This window comes from Massilia eburnea (assembly GCF_009720745.1).
GTDB lineage: Bacteria > Pseudomonadota > Gammaproteobacteria > Burkholderiales > Burkholderiaceae_D > Rugamonas > Rugamonas eburnea.
On the sequence record NZ_WNKX01000038.1, the window covers coordinates 16,768 to 35,080 of the forward strand.

Annotated in this window: 20 protein-coding genes; 14 read left to right on the forward strand and 6 right to left on the reverse strand. The window is 61.8% G+C overall.

Annotated elements, in window-relative coordinates; genetic code table 11:
* Positions 1-36: 36 nt before the first annotated feature.
* Positions 37-675, reverse strand: a complete 639-nt coding sequence (locus GM658_RS26980) for a glutathione S-transferase family protein (protein WP_155457207.1) — start codon at positions 673-675, stop codon at positions 37-39.
* 92 nt (positions 676-767) lie between these two features.
* Here GM658_RS26980 and GM658_RS26985 point away from each other — a divergent pair, with 92 nt between their 5' ends.
* Entirely contained in the window at positions 768-2,423 is a 1,656-nt protein-coding gene (locus GM658_RS26985; RefSeq protein ID WP_155457208.1) for an amidohydrolase, read from the forward strand.
* Positions 2,424-2,538: 115 nt separating this feature from the next.
* Positions 2,539-3,027 (forward strand): hypothetical protein, encoded by a 489-nt coding sequence (locus GM658_RS26990; protein WP_155457209.1) that lies wholly within the window; start codon positions 2,539-2,541, stop codon positions 3,025-3,027.
* Positions 3,028-3,038: 11 nt separating this feature from the next.
* On the opposite strand, the gene GM658_RS26995 is transcribed toward GM658_RS26990, so the two are convergent.
* Positions 3,039-3,428, reverse strand: a complete 390-nt coding sequence (locus GM658_RS26995; protein ID WP_155457210.1) for a hypothetical protein — start codon at positions 3,426-3,428, stop codon at positions 3,039-3,041.
* Positions 3,429-3,562: 134 nt separating this feature from the next.
* Here GM658_RS26995 and hutU point away from each other — a divergent pair, with 134 nt between their 5' ends.
* Genes hutU through GM658_RS27030 form a run of 7 tightly spaced genes read left to right on the forward strand, consistent with a single transcriptional unit; the run spans position 3,563 to position 12,497 of the window.
* Complete coding sequence (gene hutU / locus GM658_RS27000) at positions 3,563-5,269, forward strand: urocanate hydratase (protein ID WP_155457211.1); 1,707 nt, start codon at positions 3,563-3,565, stop codon at positions 5,267-5,269.
* A gap of 29 nt (positions 5,270-5,298) precedes the next feature.
* Positions 5,299-6,840 (forward strand): histidine ammonia-lyase, encoded by a 1,542-nt coding sequence (gene hutH, locus GM658_RS27005; RefSeq protein ID WP_155457212.1) that lies wholly within the window; start codon positions 5,299-5,301, stop codon positions 6,838-6,840.
* 10 nt (positions 6,841-6,850) lie between these two features.
* Positions 6,851-7,639 (forward strand): N-formylglutamate deformylase, encoded by a 789-nt coding sequence (gene hutG, locus GM658_RS27010; protein WP_155457213.1) that lies wholly within the window; start codon positions 6,851-6,853, stop codon positions 7,637-7,639.
* The gene (locus GM658_RS27015) at positions 7,636-9,003 is read left to right on the forward strand and encodes a formimidoylglutamate deiminase (RefSeq protein WP_155457214.1); all 1,368 of its coding nucleotides are present in this window, start codon (positions 7,636-7,638) and stop codon (positions 9,001-9,003) included. Before hutG ends, GM658_RS27015 begins: the two co-directional genes overlap by 4 nt.
* Positions 9,000-9,584, forward strand: coding sequence for a HutD/Ves family protein (locus GM658_RS27020; protein ID WP_155457215.1), 585 nt, complete (start codon positions 9,000-9,002; stop codon positions 9,582-9,584). Before GM658_RS27015 ends, GM658_RS27020 begins: the two co-directional genes overlap by 4 nt.
* 5 nt (positions 9,585-9,589) lie before the next feature.
* The gene (gene hutI, locus GM658_RS27025; RefSeq protein ID WP_155457216.1) at positions 9,590-10,831 is read left to right on the forward strand and encodes an imidazolonepropionase; all 1,242 of its coding nucleotides are present in this window, start codon (positions 9,590-9,592) and stop codon (positions 10,829-10,831) included.
* A gap of 1 nt (position 10,832) precedes the next feature.
* The gene (locus GM658_RS27030; RefSeq protein ID WP_371865297.1) at positions 10,833-12,497 is read left to right on the forward strand and encodes a glycine betaine ABC transporter substrate-binding protein; all 1,665 of its coding nucleotides are present in this window, start codon (positions 10,833-10,835) and stop codon (positions 12,495-12,497) included.
* A gap of 342 nt (positions 12,498-12,839) precedes the next feature.
* Here GM658_RS27030 and GM658_RS27035 read toward each other — a convergent pair whose 3' ends face one another.
* The 3 genes from GM658_RS27035 to GM658_RS27045 form a co-directional block, all read right to left on the reverse strand.
* Positions 12,840-13,322 carry a GNAT family N-acetyltransferase gene (locus GM658_RS27035; RefSeq protein WP_155457217.1) on the reverse strand — a complete coding sequence of 161 codons (483 nt, stop codon included), beginning with the start codon at positions 13,320-13,322 and terminating at the stop codon, positions 12,840-12,842.
* Positions 13,319-14,260, reverse strand: coding sequence for a DMT family transporter (locus GM658_RS27040; RefSeq protein WP_155457218.1), 942 nt, complete (start codon positions 14,258-14,260; stop codon positions 13,319-13,321). The genes GM658_RS27035 and GM658_RS27040 overlap by 4 nt, the downstream gene beginning before the upstream one ends.
* 221 nt (positions 14,261-14,481) lie before the next feature.
* Positions 14,482-14,919, reverse strand: a complete 438-nt coding sequence (locus tag GM658_RS27045; RefSeq protein ID WP_155457219.1) for an Mpo1 family 2-hydroxy fatty acid dioxygenase — start codon at positions 14,917-14,919, stop codon at positions 14,482-14,484.
* Positions 14,920-14,996: 77 nt separating this feature from the next.
* Here GM658_RS27045 and GM658_RS27050 point away from each other — a divergent pair, with 77 nt between their 5' ends.
* Positions 14,997-15,497 (forward strand): DNA-deoxyinosine glycosylase, encoded by a 501-nt coding sequence (locus GM658_RS27050; protein ID WP_155457220.1) that lies wholly within the window; start codon positions 14,997-14,999, stop codon positions 15,495-15,497.
* 156 nt (positions 15,498-15,653) lie between these two features.
* The gene (locus GM658_RS29585; protein WP_155457221.1) at positions 15,654-15,956 is read left to right on the forward strand and encodes an excalibur calcium-binding domain-containing protein; all 303 of its coding nucleotides are present in this window, start codon (positions 15,654-15,656) and stop codon (positions 15,954-15,956) included.
* Between the two features lie 173 nt (positions 15,957-16,129).
* On the opposite strand, the gene GM658_RS27060 is transcribed toward GM658_RS29585, so the two are convergent.
* A complete protein-coding gene (locus GM658_RS27060; protein ID WP_155457222.1) occupies positions 16,130-16,453 on the reverse strand; it encodes a hypothetical protein in 324 nt (107 codons plus the stop codon).
* 247 nt (positions 16,454-16,700) lie between these two features.
* Here GM658_RS27060 and GM658_RS27065 point away from each other — a divergent pair, with 247 nt between their 5' ends.
* The 3 genes from GM658_RS27065 to GM658_RS27075 form a co-directional block, all read left to right on the forward strand.
* Positions 16,701-17,333, forward strand: a complete 633-nt coding sequence (locus tag GM658_RS27065; RefSeq protein WP_155457223.1) for a hypothetical protein — start codon at positions 16,701-16,703, stop codon at positions 17,331-17,333.
* A 169-nt stretch (positions 17,334-17,502) separates the two neighbouring features.
* Positions 17,503-17,997: a hypothetical protein gene (locus tag GM658_RS27070; RefSeq protein ID WP_155457224.1), complete on the forward strand. Its 495-nt coding sequence runs from the start codon at positions 17,503-17,505 to the stop codon at positions 17,995-17,997.
* An 87-nt stretch (positions 17,998-18,084) separates the two neighbouring features.
* Positions 18,085-18,313 (forward strand): transposase (locus GM658_RS27075; RefSeq protein WP_170299006.1); only part of this gene is annotated, 229 nt, incomplete at its 3' end.

The window sequence follows — 18,313 nt, forward strand, 5'->3', positions numbered from 1 at the left end:
TGGTTACATTTGTAATCGATCATGTCAAGGCTGTGCTCAGGGCAGTTCGCGCGAAGAGTGCGAGTCGATGGAATAGGGATGATGTTCGTCGAGGAAGCCCGGTTGCGCGCGCACGCGCTCGATCCACGCGCATACCTGCGCAAACTCGCGCAGCGGCAGGCCCGCCTCGTCGGCGCGGTGGGTGTAGGCGAACAGCGCGATATCGGCAATCGTGTATTGGTCGCCGCAGATGAAGGGCCGCTGCGCCAGCTCGCGCTCGAGGATTTGCAGTGCGCGCAGGCCGCCCGCGCGGCGCATTGCCACCAGCGCTGCCGGCCGGCGCGCCAGCTTGCCGGTCATGGTCCAGTGCCGCAGCGAGGCGATGTTCAGGATGCAGTCCTGCTCGAACGACATCCACTGCTGCACCTTGGCCGCCGCAAAGGCGTCATCAGGCAAGTACTGTGTGCCGCTGGCGAGGAAAGTGAGGATGGCATTCGATTCCGCCAGTACCCGTCCATCATCCAGCCGCAGCGCCGGCACCGCCCCGGTGGGATTGATCGCGAGGTATTCCGCCTGCTGTCCCTCGCCCTCGAAGATGCTGACCAACTCTGTTCGGTAGGGCAGGCCGAGGTGCGACAGCAGCAGCCGCACTTTATAGGCGTTTTGCGAAGGCAGGTAATCGAATAGCGTCAGCATGTTGGTTCTCCATTGTGCAAAGCATCATTGGACCAGTGTGTGAAGCGCGCTACACTCTGGATCTTGCTTTCAAATTCGAAAGGACCGACTCCATGCATTTCCGCCGCACCCTGCTCGCCGCCGCGCTGGCCGCCGCCACCGCCGCCAATGCCGGCACCATGATCGACAACGCCAACGGCTACACCCTCAACGGCAAAGGCCGGCTGGTGCAGTTCCAGGCGCTGGCTTTTGACGACAGCGGCAAGCTGCTGGCTGTCGGCAGTGCGAAGGAAGTCGCCGCCAAAGCCAAGGGCTTCAAGCGCATCGACGTGCAGGGCAAGACCGTGCTGCCTGGCCTGATCGACGCCCACGGCCACGTGTTCGGTCTCGGCGAGGTGGCCACCAGCGCCGATTTGTACAGCCCGCCCTCGCTGGCGGCAGCGCAAGCTTCGGTGGCCAGGTATGCACAGGCCAACCCGCAGCGCAAATGGGTGATCGGCAAAGGGTGGAACCAGGAAATCTGGAAGCTCGGCCGCTTCCCCAACGTCGCCGAACTTGACGCTGTCGTGAGCGACCGCCCGGCCGCCATGGAACGTATCGACGGCCATGCCATGTGGGTCAACACCAGGGCGCTGCAGGCGGCCGGCATCACGAAGGACACCAAGGATCCCGCCGGCGGCAAGATCGAGCGCGACGCCAACGGCGAGGCGACCGGCATCCTGGTCGACAATGCGATGGAGTTCGTCTACAAGGTACTGCCGAAGCCGACCGAGTCCGAAGCACGCGCCATGCTCGATGGGGCCTTGGGCATGCTCTCCAGCGTCGGCCTGACCAGCGTGCACGATGCCGGCATCGATGCCAATGCAGACCGCCTGTTCCGCGATTACGCCGACCACGGCAAACTCACCACCCGCGTCTATGCCATGATCGGCGACGTCGGTCCGGACTTCGAGCATCTATCGAAAAACGGCCCGCTGCAGTCGTACGCTGACGGCCACTACGCGCTGGCCGCCGTCAAGCTGTACTCCGACGGCGCGCTGGGCAGCCGCGGGGCCGCGCTGATCGAGCCATACAGCGATGCGCCGCACACGCGCGGCCTGCTGTTCAACACCGACCTCGCCATCCATGAAAAGATGGAGAAAGCCATGAAGGCGGGCTACCAGGTCAATGTGCACGCCATCGGCGACGCCGGCAACAAGCAGATCCTCGACAGCTTTGAGCAACTGGGCAAGCAGTACCCGCTGGCGCCCAGGCGCAACCGCATCGAGCATGCCCAGGTGGTGCAGCTGAGCGACATCCCCCGTTTCAAGCACCTGTCCATTGTGCCGTCGATGCAGCCGACCCATGCCACCTCCGACCAGAATATGGCCGTGCAGCGCGTTGGCCCTGAGCGCATCAAGGGCGCATACGCCTGGCGCACGTTCCTGAAGCAGGGCAGCCGCATCGCCTGCGGTTCCGACTTCCCGATCGAATCGCCCAACCCGCTGCAAGGCATCCACGCCGCCGTCACGCGCCAGGACATGCAGGACGTGCCAACAGGCGGCTGGTACAAGGAACAAGCCATGACCCTGACCGAAGCTTTCCGCTGCTTCACCCTGGACGCCGCCTGGGCCGCGCACCAGGAGCAATCCATCGGCTCTTTGGAAAAGGGCAAGTGGGCCGACTTCATCATCACCGACCGCGACCTGTTCAAAGTCCCCGCCGAGGAAATCGGCAAGATCGGCGTCCTGGAAACCTGGGTCGGCGGCAAGCAAGTCTTCCACAAATAGCAAACTAGAAGTCGGGGTCAGCTCTGGCAATCGGACATTTGTGTTGCAGTGCGACGCACTGCGACACAAATGTCCGGTTGCCAGAGCTGACCCCAACTTTCAAATAGGAGTGTGCATGCGACGCGTCATTGCTGGATCGATGTTGCTGTTGGCCACCGGCGCAGGTTTGGTCTGGCTGGCCTTGCCCTATATCTGGCTGCCTAGCGGCACCTCTACCATTGGCCTGTGGCGGGCAGCCGAAGCGTTCCATCAGTGTTCGCGCGATGTGCCACACTCCGATGGGGGATATTGGTTGCCGACTGCAACGGAAATCGTTGAACTGGAGTTGGAGCTATGGCCGACGCTGGAGCAGCGCGACAAGCTTGGACAGCCGGTCCCGCCAAGGTTCCAGCAGTTTCGACGCCAGTACATTGGGTTTACCAGGAATGGAGAGCGGCTTATTTACGGCAATTTCTCGGCGTGGCCTGAAGACGAACCATGGCGCGAATGGAGTTTGCTGGAGCGGCCAGTCAATGTCTGTGATGGCGGCCGCTATTTCTGGGGCATAGTCTATAGGCCCAAAAGTAAGCAGTTTGAGGAGCCGCAGTTCAACGGTGTGGGTTGACCCGGCTGCGCTCACCTGGCACTGCCCAGCCTTAGGTCGAACTCGAATGGCCGCGCGATTTGCGCTGTGAGGTGGAATGAGAGTGGCGAGACGCCGCCCAAGGTGCGCACTCGTCCCGTCATCCATAATTGGGCATTCTCATTTTCGAACACTTCGCGTGCGCGCGAAAACGCCCGTTCGGTGCGGCAGATCCTGTCCTGCTCCAGCGGGGCGAGCTTTGATTTGCCGGCAATTCGTTTGGCGATTGTGCTCTTGGGAAGGCGCAAGCTGGACACAAGGAAGTCAGTGCTCACTCCCAGGCGCCGTGCGAGATCTGGGATGGGCGCGCCGGTCAGGGCGCCGCTGCGCAGCGCCTCAATCACGGCGCTGCTGTCGTCTTGCAGGAGCTCGCTCGGCTTCATGGCGGTCTCATCCTGAAAATCGCTTTACTCATAATAGACCGCCGAAAAAGCGTTTGACTTACTTGTCTATACAACTTAAGCTGTAAATATGCGCGGGCCGGGCAGGCCCGTTCTCACCAACTTGAGGAGATGACATGAGCACCCAGCACCTGGACAACGATCCCCGCTACGACGCCACCCGCGATATCCGCGCCCCGCGCGGCCCGGAAATGGTCTGCAAGACCTGGGGCGCCGAGGCGGCTTACCGCATGATCCAGAACAACCTGGACAAGGAAGTGGCGGAGAACCCGAAACACCTGGTGGTGTACGGTGGTATCGGCCGCGCGGCCCGCAACTGGGAGTGCTTCGACCAGATCCTCGCTTCCCTGAAAAAGCTGGAAGCCAATGAAACCCTGCTGATCCAGTCCGGCAAGCCGGTCGGCGTGTTCCAGACCCACGAAGATGCGCCGCGCGTGCTGCTGGCGAACTCCAACCTGGTGCCGAAATGGGCCAACTGGGAGCACTTCAATGAACTGGACCGCCAGGGCCTGTTCATGTACGGCCAGATGACGGCCGGTTCCTGGATCTATATCGGCACCCAGGGCATCGTGCAGGGTACTTATGAAACCTTTGCCGAAGCGGGCCGCCAGCACTTCGGCGGCGACCTGAAAGGCCGCTGGGTGCTGACCGCAGGCCTGGGCGGCATGGGCGGCGCGCAGCCGCTGGCCGCGACCTTCGCCGGCGCCGTGTCGCTGAATATCGAGTGCCAGCAGTCCTCGATCGACTTCCGCCTGCGCACCCGCTACCTGGACAAGCAGGCTGCCAACATCGACGAAGCGCTGGAAATGATCAAGCTGCACAAGGCCAATGGCGACGCCATCTCCATCGGCCTGCTGGGCAACGCTGCCGACATCCTGCCGGAGCTGGTCAAGCGCGCCAAGGCCGGCGGCATCGTGCCGGACGTGGTGACCGACCAGACGTCGGCGCACGACCTGGTGAACGGCTACCTGCCGCAGGGCTGGACCGTGGAACAGTGGAAGGCCGCGCAGGCCGACGCTGCGCAGCACGCCAAACTGACCGATGCTGCCGCTGCTTCCTGCGCGGTGCACGTGCAAGCCATGCTGGACTTCCAGGCGCTGGGCGCCAAGGTGGTCGACTACGGCAACAACATCCGCCAGGTGGCCTTCGACAAGGGCGTGAAGAATGCCTTCGACTTCCCTGGTTTCGTGCCGGCGTATATCCGCCCGCAGTTCTGCGAAGGCCGCGGCCCCTTCCGCTGGGTGGCGCTGTCCGGCGATCCGGAAGATATCTACAAGACCGATGCCAAGATCAAGGAACTGTTCCCGCACCACGCCAACGTGCACCGCTGGCTGGACATGGCGCGTGAGCGCATCGCCTTCCAGGGCCTGCCGGCGCGTATCTGCTGGCTGGGCCTGGGCGAGCGCCATATTGCCGGCCTGGCGTTCAATGAAATGGTGCGCAAGGGCGAGCTGAAAGCGCCGATCGTGATCGGCCGCGACCACCTGGATACCGGTTCGGTTGCTTCGCCCAACCGCGAGACCGAAGGCATGCGCGACGGTACCGATGCGGTGTCGGACTGGCCGCTCCTGAACGCCATGCTGAATACCGCCGGCGGCGCGACCTGGGTGTCGCTGCACCACGGCGGCGGGGTGGGCATGGGCTATTCGCAGCACTCGGGCGTGGTGATCGTGGCTGACGGTTCCGAGGCTGCCGCCAAGCGCCTGGCGCGCGTGCTGGTCAACGACTGCGGCTCGGGCGTGATGCGCCATGCGGATGCCGGCTACGAGTCCGCCATTGCATGCGCCAAGCGTAATAAACTGAACCTGCCGATGATCAAATAAAACCGGCAAACGAATACGAGAAATTAAACATGACACAACTGACCCTCACCCCCGGCAAACTGTCCCTGACCGACCTGCGCGCCGTGTGGACCGCCCACACCCCGATTGCGCTGGCCAAGGAAGCCTATTCCGCCATCGAAGCCTCCTGCAAAGCCGTGCAGGACATCGTCGCAAAAGGCGACGCCGCTTACGGCATCAACACTGGCTTCGGCCTGCTGGCCAAGACCCGCATCCCGGACGACAAGCTGGAACAGCTGCAGCGCAACCTGATCCTGTCACATTCCGTGGGCACCGGTGAGCTGATGTCGGACGAAGTTGTGCGCCTGCTGATGCTGACCAAGATCAGCAGCCTGTCGCGCGGCTTCTCCGGCATCCGTCCAATCGTGATCGACACCCTGATTGCCCTGTACAACAAGGGCATCATGCCCGCCATCCCGGCCAAGGGTTCGGTCGGCGCCTCCGGCGACCTGGCCCCGCTGTCGCACATGACCTTGGCCATCCTGGGCGTGGGCGAAGTGCGCGTGAAGGGCGAGCTGGTACAGGCGGCCGATGCGCTGAAAGCCGCCGGCATCGCCCCCGTGGTGCTGGCCGCGAAGGAAGGCTTGGCCCTGATCAATGGCACCCAGGCTTCCACCGCCCTGTGCCTGCACGGCCTGTTCATGGCCGAGCGCCTGCTGGAAGCGGGCATGGTGACCGGTTCCATGTCGCTGGACGCAGCCAAGGGTTCCGACTCCCCGTTCGACGCCCGCATCCACGAAGTGCGCGGCCAGCCGGGGCAGATCGCCGCCGCCGGCATCTACCGCGAACTGGTGACAGGCAGCGCGATCCGCGCCTCGCACCTGGTGGGCGACGAGCGCGTGCAGGACCCATACTGCCTGCGCTGCCAGCCGCAAGTGATGGGCGCCTGCTGGGACCTGATCGCCAACGCCGGCCGCACCCTGCTGATCGAAGCCAATGCCGTGACCGATAATCCGCTGATCTTCCAGAACGACGACGGCCCGGTGGTGGTTTCGGGCGGCAATTTCCACGCCGAGCCGGTGGCATTCGCCGCCGACACCCTGGCACTGGCGATCGCGGAAATCGGTTCGATCTCCGAACGCCGCGTCTCGCTGCTGATCGACGCCACCCTGTCCGGCCTGCCGCCGTTCCTGGTGCGCGATCCGGGCGTGAACTCCGGCTTCATGATCGCCCATGTCACCGCCGCCGCCCTGGCATCGGAAAACAAGTCGATCGCGCATCCGGCTTCCGTCGACACCATCCCGACTTCCGCCAACCAGGAAGACCACGTATCGATGGCGACCTACGGCGCGCGCCGCCTGCACGATATGGCGCACAATACCGCGACCATCCTCGGCATCGAGCTGCTGGCGGCGGCGCAGGGCATCGACTTCCATCGTCCACTAAAAACGTCGGCGCAACTGGAGCATGTACACGCACAGCTGCGTTCGAAGGTAGCATTCTTCGATACCGACCGCTTCTTCGCGCCGGATATCGAGGCAGCCAAGCAGATGGTGGTCAATGGAGATTTGAGCGCAACTTGCAAGAGCCTGTTCAGCGCCCTGCATCCGTAAGGAGAGCTTTATGGATTACCGCTTCCACGCAGGCAGTATTCCCCTGCTGGTGTCGATGCCCCATGTGGGCACCGACGTCCCGGACGATATCGCCGCCGGCATGACGCCGGCGGCGACCGAGAAGGCCGATACCGACTGGCACCTGGTCAAGCTGTACGACTTCCTGGGCGCGCTCGGCGCGTCCACGCTGTCGGCGCGCTGGTCGCGCTATGTGATCGACTTGAATCGCCCGCCGGAAAACACCAACCTGTATCCCGGCCAGGACACCACCGGCCTGTGCCCGGTCGACACCTTCCACCGCGAACCCCTGTACCTGGAAGGCCGGCAGCCGTCGCAGGCGGAGGTGGAGCGCCGCCTGGCCGCCTACTGGCAGCCTTACCATACGCAGCTGCGCGCGGAGCTCGATCGCCTGCTCGCGCTGCACGGCAAGGTGGTGCTGTGGGACGCGCACTCGATCGCTTCCGTCGTGCCGCGTTTCTTCGAAGGCAAGCTGCCCGACCTGAATTTCGGCACCGCCGACGGCGCCAGCTGCGACAAGTCCATGACCGATGCCATCGCCGGCGTGGCGCGCGCCGGCGAACGCTTCACGGTGGCGGTCAACGGCCGCTTCAAGGGCGGCCACATCACCCGTTTCTACGGCAAGCCGGAGCAGGGAGTGCATGCCATCCAGCTGGAGATGTGCCAGTCGACCTATATGGACGAAACGGCGCCCTTCGGCTACCGCGAAGACCGTGCCGCCGAAGTCCAGCCCTTATTGCGCCAACTGGTGCAGGCAGCAGCCGACTGGGTGCGCAAATGAAGGCCCTGTTCGCCCACCACGCCTTGCTGCCGGACGGCTGGCGCAAGAACGTCCTCTTGCAGTGGGATGACCGCGGCAACTTCACCGCCGTGCAGGCCGATGCCGTGGCGGCGCCGGGCATCCCGTCCGCGCGCCTGGTCATGCCGGGCATGGTCAACCTGCACTCGCACGCCTTCCAGCGCGCGCTGGGCGGGCTGACCGAAGTCGCCGGCGACACGAAGGATAGTTTCTGGACCTGGCGCGACCTGATGTACCGCTTTGCGCGCAACATCACGCCAGAGCAGATGGAAGCCATCGCGGCCCAGCTGTATTCGGAGTGCCTGCGCCACGGCTACACCTCGATCTGCGAATTCCACTACGTGCAGCGCGCGCCCGACGGCGCCATGTATCCGCAAGCGTCGGAAACGGCGCAGCGCGTGATCGCCGCGGCGCGCCACGCCGGTATCGGCATGACCATGCTGCCGGTGCTGTACTCCTATGCCGGCTTTGGCGAACTGCCGTTGAAGCCGGAGCAGGCGCGCTTCCGCACGGATGCGCGCGACGTCCTGAAAATCATCGGCGAGCTGGAGCCGCTGCGCGACGCGCAGGTGGAAATCGGCGTGGCGCCGCACTCGCTGCGCGCCGCCTCGGTGGCGCAGATCCGCGAAGTGCTGGAACACCTGCCGAAAGCACGCCCGGTGCACATCCACATCGCCGAGCAGCAGGGCGAGGTGCAGCAGTCGCTGGACTTTTCCGGCAAGCGCCCGGTGCAGTACCTGTTTGAACAGCTGCCGGTCGATGCGCGCTGGTGCCTGGTGCACGCCACTCACCTGACGCAAGACGAAGTCACGGCGATCGCCTGCAGCGGCGCCGTGGCGGGCTTGTGCCCAACCACCGAAGCCAACCTGGGCGATGGCCTGTTTCCGCTTGAAAGCTTCCTGGAGCAGGGCGGCCGCATTGGCGTGGGCAGCGACAGCCACGTCTCGCAAAGCGCGGTGGAAGAATTGCGCTGGCTGGAGTACGGCCAGCGCCTGCTGCAGCAGCGCCGCAATATTGCCGTTTCCGGCGAAGAGCGCCGCGTGGGCGACTTCCTGTGGCAAGCCGCCCTGCAGGGCGGTGCGCAGGCGGCGGGACGCCCGGTGGGGGCGCTGGCCGCCGGCAAGCGCGCCGACCTGCTGGTGTTGGATGACGACCACCCCAATCTGGATGGAATCGATGCCGCCGACGTTTTAGGATGCTTCGTCTTCAGCGGAAATGATAATCTAGTCAGGGATGTGATGGTTGGCGGCCAATGGGTGGTGCGCGGCCAGAAGCACGTGGCGCAACCGGCCATCACCACGCGCTTCAAAAAGACGCTGGCCGAATTGCGCGAGCTACGAGCATGACTACCATCATTCAGTATGCAAGCCTGCACGCCACGCCCTGGAAAAACGGCGGCGGCAGCACCACGGAACTGTGCGTGATGCCGCCGGGCGCCGGCTTCGACGAGTTCGAATGGCGCCTGTCGCTGGCGACCATCGCGCACAGCGGCCCCTTCTCCGTCTTTCCCGGCATTGACCGCACCCTGACCCTGGTCGAGGGCGGCGGGGTGGTGCTGGACGTGGGCAACGAGCGGCGCGTGGCGCTGTCCGAGCGCGAGCCGGTGATCGCCTTCCCCGGCGAGAACGCCGTGACGGCCACCGTGGAAGGCGCGCCAACCACGGACTTCAACGTCATGACGCGCCGCGCCATCTGCAACCACCAGCTGGAACGGCGCACCATCCGCGATTTTTCCAAGCTGGAGCGGCGCAGCCCCACCACCGTGGTATTCCTGGCCGAAGGCGAAAGCCTCAACTTGTCCAGCGCAAGCGAGCGCATCTCGCTGGTGCGCTATGATGCGGCAGTGCTGGACAAGGACGACGTGTGGACGCTGGAGGCCGGCCATGCCACCGTGTTCATCGTCGATATTTTCCCCAACGAAGAGTAAAAGATATGGCCGTAGAGTGGGACCTGCTGATCACGAATGTGCACCTGGCCACCATGGCGGGCGAGGGCTACGGCGAAATCCGCGATGCGGCCATTGCGGTCGATAACGGCCGCATCGCCTGGCTTGGCCGCCGCGACGATGCCGCCGCGGCGGGCAGCGCGGCGCTGGAACACGACGGCGGCGGCTGCTGGCTGACGCCGGGCCTGATCGACTGCCACACCCACATCGTCCACGCCGGCAACCGCAGCGACGAATTCGAGGCGCGCCTGAACGGCGCCACCTACGAAGACATCGCCCGCGCCGGCGGCGGCATCATGTCCACCGTGCGCGCCACCCGCGCCGCTTCCGACGAAGAGCTGCTGCGCCAGTCGCTGCCGCGCATCGCCGCGCTGCTGGCCGAAGGCGTGACCACGCTGGAAATCAAGTCCGGCTACGGCCTGGACCTCCCTTCGGAAACCAAGATGCTGCGTGTGGCGCGCCGCGTGGCCGACGTCATGCCGGTCTCGGTGGCCACCACCTTCCTCGGTGCCCATGCTTTGCCGCCCGAATTCAAGGACCGGGCCGACGATTATGTCGACGCCGTGATCGCCATGCTGCCGGCGCTGAAGGCCGATGGCCTGGCCGATGCGGTGGATGCCTTCTGCGAACGCATAGGCTTCTCGGCCGCGCAAACGGAGCGCATTTTCGCCGCCGCCCGTGAGCACGGCTTGCCGGTCAAGCTGCACGCCGAACAATTGTCGGACCAGGGCGGCGCCGCGCTGGTGGCGCGCTTTGGCGGGCTGTCGGCCGACCACCTGGAGCACTTGTCCGCCGAAGGCATCGCCGCCATGGAGAAAGCGGGAACGGTGGCCGTGCTTCTGCCCGGCGCCTACTACTTCCTGCGTGACACCACGCCGCCGCCGGTAGCCGCCCTGCGCGCAGCCGGCGTGCCAATGGCCGTCGCCACCGACAACAATCCCGGCACGTCGCCGATGACGTCACTGCTGCTGGCGATGAATATGGTGTGCACGCTGTGGCGCCTGACGCCGCTGGAAGCGCTGGCCGGCTGCACCATCAATGCCGCCCGCGCCCTGGGCCTGGACGGCGAAGTGGGCACGCTGGAAGTGGGCAAGCGCGCCGACTTCGCGCTATGGCACATCGCCCGCCCGGCCGACCTGTCCTACGCCTTCGGCTTCAACCCCTGCGTCGCCGTCGTCAATCGCGGCGTCTGGCGCGACCCGATCGTCGGCATCCCTGCGAGCGCCTGAGTTGCTGCGCCGCGCTGCCACTGTCCTCCTGCTGCTGGCGGCCGGCCTGGCCCATGGCGCCGCGCCGGACGGCGTGCTGCGCGTCGGCTCCAAACGCTTCACCGAGTCGTATATCCTTGGCGAGCTGCTGACGCAAACTGCCGCGCCCCACGCGCGCGTGGAACATAAGCAAGGCCTCGGCAACACCGCCATCGTGCTGGCTGCGCTGAAATCGGGCAGTATCGACGTCTACCCCGAATACACCGGAACCATCGGCCTCGAGATCCTCAAGCACGCGCAGCCTGTCACGCTGGAACAGATGCAGCGCGAGCTGGCGTCGCAAGGCCTCGGCATCGCCGTCCCGCTGGGTTTCAACAACACCTATGCGTTGGCTGTGCGTGGCGAGTCCGGCGCCCCGCGCAAGCTGGGCGACTTGTCTGCGCAGGGCGGCTTGCGTTACGGCCTGTCGCATGAATTCATCGGCCGCGCCGACGGCTGGCCAGGCCTGGCGCAACGCTACGGCATCAATGCGACGCCGCGCGGGCTAGACCATGGCATCGCCTACGAAGCGCTGGCGCAGAAGCAGGTCGACGTGATCGACATCTACTCCACCGACGCCAAGATCGGCCAATACGGCCTGCGCGTGCTGGAAGACGACCAAGCGTATTTCCCCCGCTACGACGCGGTGCTGCTGTACCGCCTGGACGCTGCGCAGCGCTTCCCCGCCGCCTGGCAAGCCTTGCGCACGCTGCAAGGGCGCATCAGCGCCGGCGACATGATTGCCATGAATGCGGCCGCCGAACTGCACGGCCAAACCTTCCCCGCCATCGCCCACAACTGGCTGGCCCGCCATCCCGCTGCCCTCGCTGGGGCAACCGCACCTCCCGCCAGCGCCTCCGCTGAGGATATCGCCGCTGCCGCTTCCAGCGGCGCAGCAGCGCGCACCGAGCCTGGCGCATCGGCGCCTGCTGCCAGTGCCGCAAACGCTGTCGCGCCGCGGCCCCAGGCTGGCACGGCGTCACCGCCTGGCAGCGCTACCCTTTGGCAGCGCCTGTTTGCCGGCGATTTCTGGCAACTGACCCGCCAGCACGTCCTCCTGGTCGCGCTCTCGGTCGCACTGGCAAGCGCCCTTGGCATCCCGCTCGGCATCCTCGCCGCCTACCGCCCGAAACTGCGCGAGCCCGTGATGGCGGCAGCAGGCATCCTGCAAACCATCCCCTCGCTGGCGCTATTGGCGATGCTGATCCCCCTGTTGGGTACCATCGGCACCTTGCCCGCCCTGTGCGCGCTGTTCGTCTACGCGCTGCTGCCGATCATCCGTAATACGTGCACTGGCATCAGCGGCATCCCGCAAGGACTGAAGCAAGCCGCACAAGCATTGGGCTTGCGCCCCATGCAGCGCCTGATGGAAATCGAATTGCCGCTGGCCGCACCGGTCATCCTGGCCGGTGTGAAGACGGCAGCAGTAATGAGCGTCGGCACCGCCACGATTGCCGCCTTCATCGGCGCCGGCGGCTACGGCGAACGCATCACCACCGGCCTGGCCCTGAACGACAACAACCTGATGCTGGCCGGCGCGCTGCCGGCAGCCGTTCTCGCCCTGCTCACGCAAGGGCTGTTTGAGTGGATGGAAAAGGGATTCAAAGCGTCTGCAGCCGCGCGCGCACCTGCTCAGCTTCGCGCCTGAGGACTTCCTCCACCAAGGCGTCATGCGCGCGCTGCGCAGCCAGTACCTGCAAATCGCGCAAGCAGCGGTTAAGCCGGAAGCGCCAATACGCCCGATATAAGGCTTTTAACATTTTCAGTCTCCGGCGGAGGGGCGGGACTGTCTATTGTGCGAATTTCCTGATGGAATGTATTGCGCAAAATCAAATGTAAGCAAGAATAGCGGTCAGGTAATAATTTGTAAGTGACAAGGCAAGGCCGGGTAAGGGCGACTATATTGAAACCGTCGATTCATCTCCCCTCCCAACTGACACCTGGGTTTAGTATCCCTCGCCCGACCACACACGAGCCGCGAGGGATTTTTTTATGCTCTCGCCAGCGCCTGCAAAGCCGGGCCGGTCACGCGGCAAACGCGCCAGTCCGGCAGCACGTCAGCGCCCATCTGTTCATAAAATTTGATGGCATTCACGTTCCAGTCCAGCACCGACCATTCGAAACGGCCGCATTGGCGTTCGACAGCAATCTTCGCCAGCGCCGCCAGCATCTGCTTGCCATGGCCCCCGCCGCGGCGGTCCTGCTTGACGTACAAGTCTTCCAGGTAAAGGCCCTTTTTGCACAGGAAGGTGGAGAAGTTATGGAAGAACAGCGCATACGAAACAACTTCGCCGGCGGCCTCGCCGACAATGCCCTCAACGCCCGGCTTCACGCCGAACAATTCCTCGTGCAGCATGGCTTCATCGGCCACGACCAGATGTTCCAGTTTTTCGAATACAGCCAGTTCACGGATCATGGCCATGATGGCGGTCACGTCATCGGGACGGGCAGGGCGGATAGTCAAATTGCTCATACAGCTTTCTTGAGAGGTTTAAGGTCAACAGGTGTGCGGCTGGCAGGCATCGACGGCGCCTTGAGCGCCCAGGCCACGCTGGCGATACTCACCACCATGCCGACGATCTCCATCCAGCCCGGACGGTAATGTTCAAGCCGAATGCTCAGCAGCACGGAAATCACCGGCGTCACGACGCCGATATACACCGCCTTTTGTGTGCCGATACGGTCGATCAGCGTGAAGTAGCAGGCAAATGCGATCACCGAACCAGCCAGCGACAGGTAGAGCAGGCCGCCCCAGTACGACGCCGTGGCCGGCATGACGAAGGAGTCGCCGCGCACCAGCGCCCACAGCGCTACCAGCACAGTACCCCACAACATGCCCCAGGCCATGGTCAGCAGCACATTCGGTTCATTCTGGCGCACCTTGACCACCAGGGTATTGCCTACCGAGCTGGCAATGGTCGCACCCAGCGCCAGGGCCAGGCCGAGGATGAAATGCCCTTGGCCGCCCGCCATGACGTCACGCAGCGATTCGGCGATCGCATGGTAGAACAGCAGCACCACGCCGCCCACCGCCACACCGCCGGCCGCCCAGGTGCGCCAGGTAATCGGCGTGCCGAAGGCGATCTTGTTCAGGATCGGATTCCAGAACACCATCAGCGCAAACAGCACCGCCACCAGGGCCGACACCACGTACTGCTCAGCGTTATAGGTGCCGATATAGCTCAGGCCAAACGTGCAGCAGCCCTGCAGAATGGTCCAGCGCTGCGCCTTCCACGACAGCTTGAGCTTGTCCCCGCGCAGCAGGCACCAGCCGAACAGGACCGCGGAGGCCAGCGCAAAGCGGTAGACGATGGAAACAGCCGGCGCGATATCCCCTAATTGCAGGGTGATCGCAAAGAAGGTCGAACCCCAGATCAGGCAGGCGAGAACGAAGAGTATTGAAGAAGGCATCCCGCCAGTATAAGTGTTTCTTTAATGCAGCGCAGAGCGACAATGCGTGACAATTCGCGCCTTAAAAATCGGTAAGATTCAACTAGTTAAAGTCAGGAGGCAAGCATGAATACGCAAACACGCATCTGGGTCGCGTCGGTGCTCGGCTATGTGGCCGCGACGGTCGTGATCCTGCTGGCCGGGGAAGCGCTGGCCCCCGACCCGATCAACGTCGTCTTGTTCTAGTAAGCCAGGTTCAGGCGGCGATACAGCACGCCCAGCACAAACAAAGGCCCAATCAGCAGGAAGCGCAAGTCGTCGAAGAAGGATGGCTTCTTGCCCTCGATCTTGTGGCCGATGAACTGGCCGATCCAGGCCAGCACGAAGATCAAAACACTCAGCGGCAACACAGCAGCCGGCGGCAGGGCGCCCAGCACAGCCAGGAAGAAGGCCGCCATCACCAGCATTCCCAGTCCGAAATTGCGCGACAGCTTGAAATAGTAGACAAGCGACGCCAGCACGCCAGCCACCGCCAACAGCGGATGGATGGCCCAGATCATCCCCAGCAGGCTGAACACGATGAGCGGCACGCACACGCAATGGATCGCTTCGTTGGTAGGGTTCAGGTGGCTTTCGCTGTACTTCAACAGCAGGGTAACAATGGCTCGCTGCTCGGACATGGCGCCGGTCTCCGTTGTGATGTTTTATTTAGCACTACCGTTCGATTCTACACCCGAACTACCGCTAAAATGCACGAATGGAATTGAAACGATGTTTTGACCCCGTGGTCGACCAGCACACACGCCTTCTGGTGCTGGGCAGCCTGCCGGGCGACAAGTCGCTGGCCGCGCAGGAGTACTACGGCAACCGACAGAACAAGTTCTGGCTTCTCATGTCCGAGGTGATTGGCACGGAGCTTGTCCCGCTCGACTATTCATCCAGGCTGAAAGCGTTGCTGGAACACGGAGTCGGACTGTGGGATGTCGTGGCTGAAGCCCATCGCCCTGGAAGCCTGGACAGCAGGATCAGGGCGCGCAATGACAACGACTTGTGCGCTTTGCTTGCGCGCCATCCAAACATCAAGGCAATCGCCTTTAATGGCGGGACAGCCGCGAAGTTAGGGATTAAGGTGCTCGGTTCGCATGCTGCCAACTTCCAAATCGTGGAACTGCCTTCGAGCAGCCCGGCCTACACCCTTGGCTACGCAGAAAAGGCAGTTCGGTGGCAGGCTTTGCGCGCTATCTTGCGCGCGACCTAGTTGGCAGGCGGTGGCAGCACGCTGACGTTTGTCGTAGCTTGCCATCACCTCGCGTAGTGGCGATGTGAGACCGCCAATTTGCAGGCGGCAAAGTCGTACTGGACGACGAGTACAATCGGCTAAAAGCTGGCCTTTCCAATCTATCGATGAGTTTTGATGCGTAAAATCATTCTACTATTTGTTCTCGCAGCATTGGCCTGGAAGGGCTATGAAAAATATACCTTAAGTACACAGGTAGTGACTGAGCCTGTGATATTGACTGCTGGTGAGGAGCCGGTAACTGCTCCAGCACCTAAGATTCAGATAGGCCGTAGAGCATCGTTTGTATGTGATGGACGGACCTATTGCAGCCAAATGACATCTTGCGAAGAGGCTACGTATTTTCTACAGCACTGCCCTAACGTCAAGATGGATGGCAATAACGACGGCATTCCATGCGAGAAGCAATGGTGTAGATAGATGCGGTAAAGTTGCCAGTATGCCGAAATATAGGCTTTATGCTCCGACGTTGGATCTTCGTTTCTGACGATGGCCAAACAGTCGCAATCGGATACGGCAGTATGATTCTCTTACCGCACGACGTAACTCTGAGCAAGCCGAATATTTAAATTTACAGCAAAGGTAGGTTGGCCCTAAAGTAGAGAATAGATCGTCGATGCGATGAGACAGAGGAGAGCCACCGTGGTCATCGCTCCCAGAATCTTGGATTCCGTGCTTCTCTCCTCGACCTTTCCTTGCCTATTATTTGGCAGCGCCATCCTTGCGTCACTGCCGAGCATCGACGCGATTCGTGCGTTCGATTCCGAAATAATACCGGCCGTGCTCAGCAGGAGAAACAGCATGGTCCAGTCGAAGCCGTGCGTAGCTAGCATCCAGGCCGAAATCGACAACCCGATGAAGCAAAGAATCTTGAATGAGATGGCGATAACGCTTAATTTCTTGGATAGATTATTCATTTGCGATCGGACTTTCGGTTATTCTGCAAGGATTGAGAAATGTAACCTTATCGTGCCAGGGCATCAAGCTATCGGACTCGGTGCATTAATGTTCATCTGCACTCTCGGAGCATATGCTATTTGCAAAGGCCTATTGGACGACATCACTTGCGCAACAAAGGGTGAAACTTTCAGCCGAGCAACATGCTAGGCTGCGTTGTGCAGGCCGGGTACGGCCAACAGCGGACATCGAACAGCATCTGAAGACATGGAAATAGAAGACTTGGAGTTGGGCGCTGTTTTTCAACCGGAATGGGATGCTCGCCCAATTCGCGTGCTCGCTTTCGATAGTGAACAGGTTATGTATGATTCCTGGCTACCGCATGCGTCCAAGTGGAGAATAGACTCGTTAAGTCGGCGCATCTCGTATTATCGGATTCGGACCTCGTTCTTATTGAATAAGGCCTCGTACCTCCGGACAGAGATATACACTGAACAAGAACGTGCAGTTCATCGACCCGATTTGCCATTTTCTTTCGCAAGAATCGATGGCCTTGAATGGCCAATGACTTGTCCTGCATCGACGCTTGACTTCCCGAAATTGCTTTCGCAAGCCGCCAATGCGGAACAGTTGGTACTTGATGCGCCAAGAATTTACTTGGAGCCGTTCGGGCCGAAAGGTAGGCCCAAACCGAACGCATTAGTTGCTGCGAAAAATGGGAAGGGCTTCACTGTCGAAGAGATGCTTTGGCATGCCGCTCGGCTTCAATTTCAACATCTTCGAGTAGAGAAGATTATTGAGGGCGTTGGAATCTATCGTTCGGGTATTCAACGCGGCCTACCTTCATATTATGTTTGGGGCGCAAAGAGCCGCTTGGGCATCTCAATATCAGAGAAATGATGGCGGTCCGATTCGGGGCGAATGCTCCAGTCAGTTGACCGAGTACAATCGGCCAATGACGGGCATGCGAAATCCGTGAGCACCGTAGTTTACGATCATGACTTCTGAAGATGATGTATGGCTGCAGCCAAAAGCTGACTCTCGCGGCCAGCACTAGAAAACGAGTACTATGAAATTCGATATTGAGAAGCCAGAGATAGTGAGATTCCTCGGGGCGTTGGAACGCTGCGGAGAAGTGGTTTCAAATTTCATGAAATTTTCGCCGACCGTCATCCCGTCTCAAGAGTTTGCGTCGCCGGCGCCATTGCTTGACCTTCTGCGCCACCCAGAATTCGTCGAATGCGCTAGTGAGTTGGGGGAGATCGACTTCAAGTCTATTCAATATTCCACACTGAACCGATTGGAATTTGAGGGCTCGCTAGTTAGCGTCCTCGTAGAAGGCGGATGTTTTCGAAACTCGATTCCGGAGGATGAGGCGAGAAGGCTAGCTGGAGATGCTTTAGATGCGGCCTTTCCGAAGCCTTTTGATGACCTGTTAGTCTTCCGATTGGACGACCCGAGTTGGTGTCAATTTACGGACATTGCAATGGTCTCGCACTCATATTTTGTGTGGCAAGGCGCAAGAGGATTGTGGTGGCTGCTCTCAGTGGCCGATACGGATTGACCACCCTGCTGACCCTACCCCATTAAATAGTACCGTTTAAAGTTAGAAATTCCGGCATGATTTTCACCTCAAGAAGGGAGGCATGCCGTGAAGAGAAGCAAGTTTACTGAACAGCAGATCGCGTACGCCCTGAAGCAGGCAGAACTGGGCACCCCGGTGGACGAGGTCTGCAGGAAGATGGGCATCTCGGATGCCACGTTTTACAACTGGAAGAAAAAATTCGGCGGTCTGGGGCCATCGGAGGTACGACGGCTCAAGCAGCTGGAGGAGGAGAACGCGAAGCTCAAGAAGCTGGTGGCCGACCTGGCGTTAGATA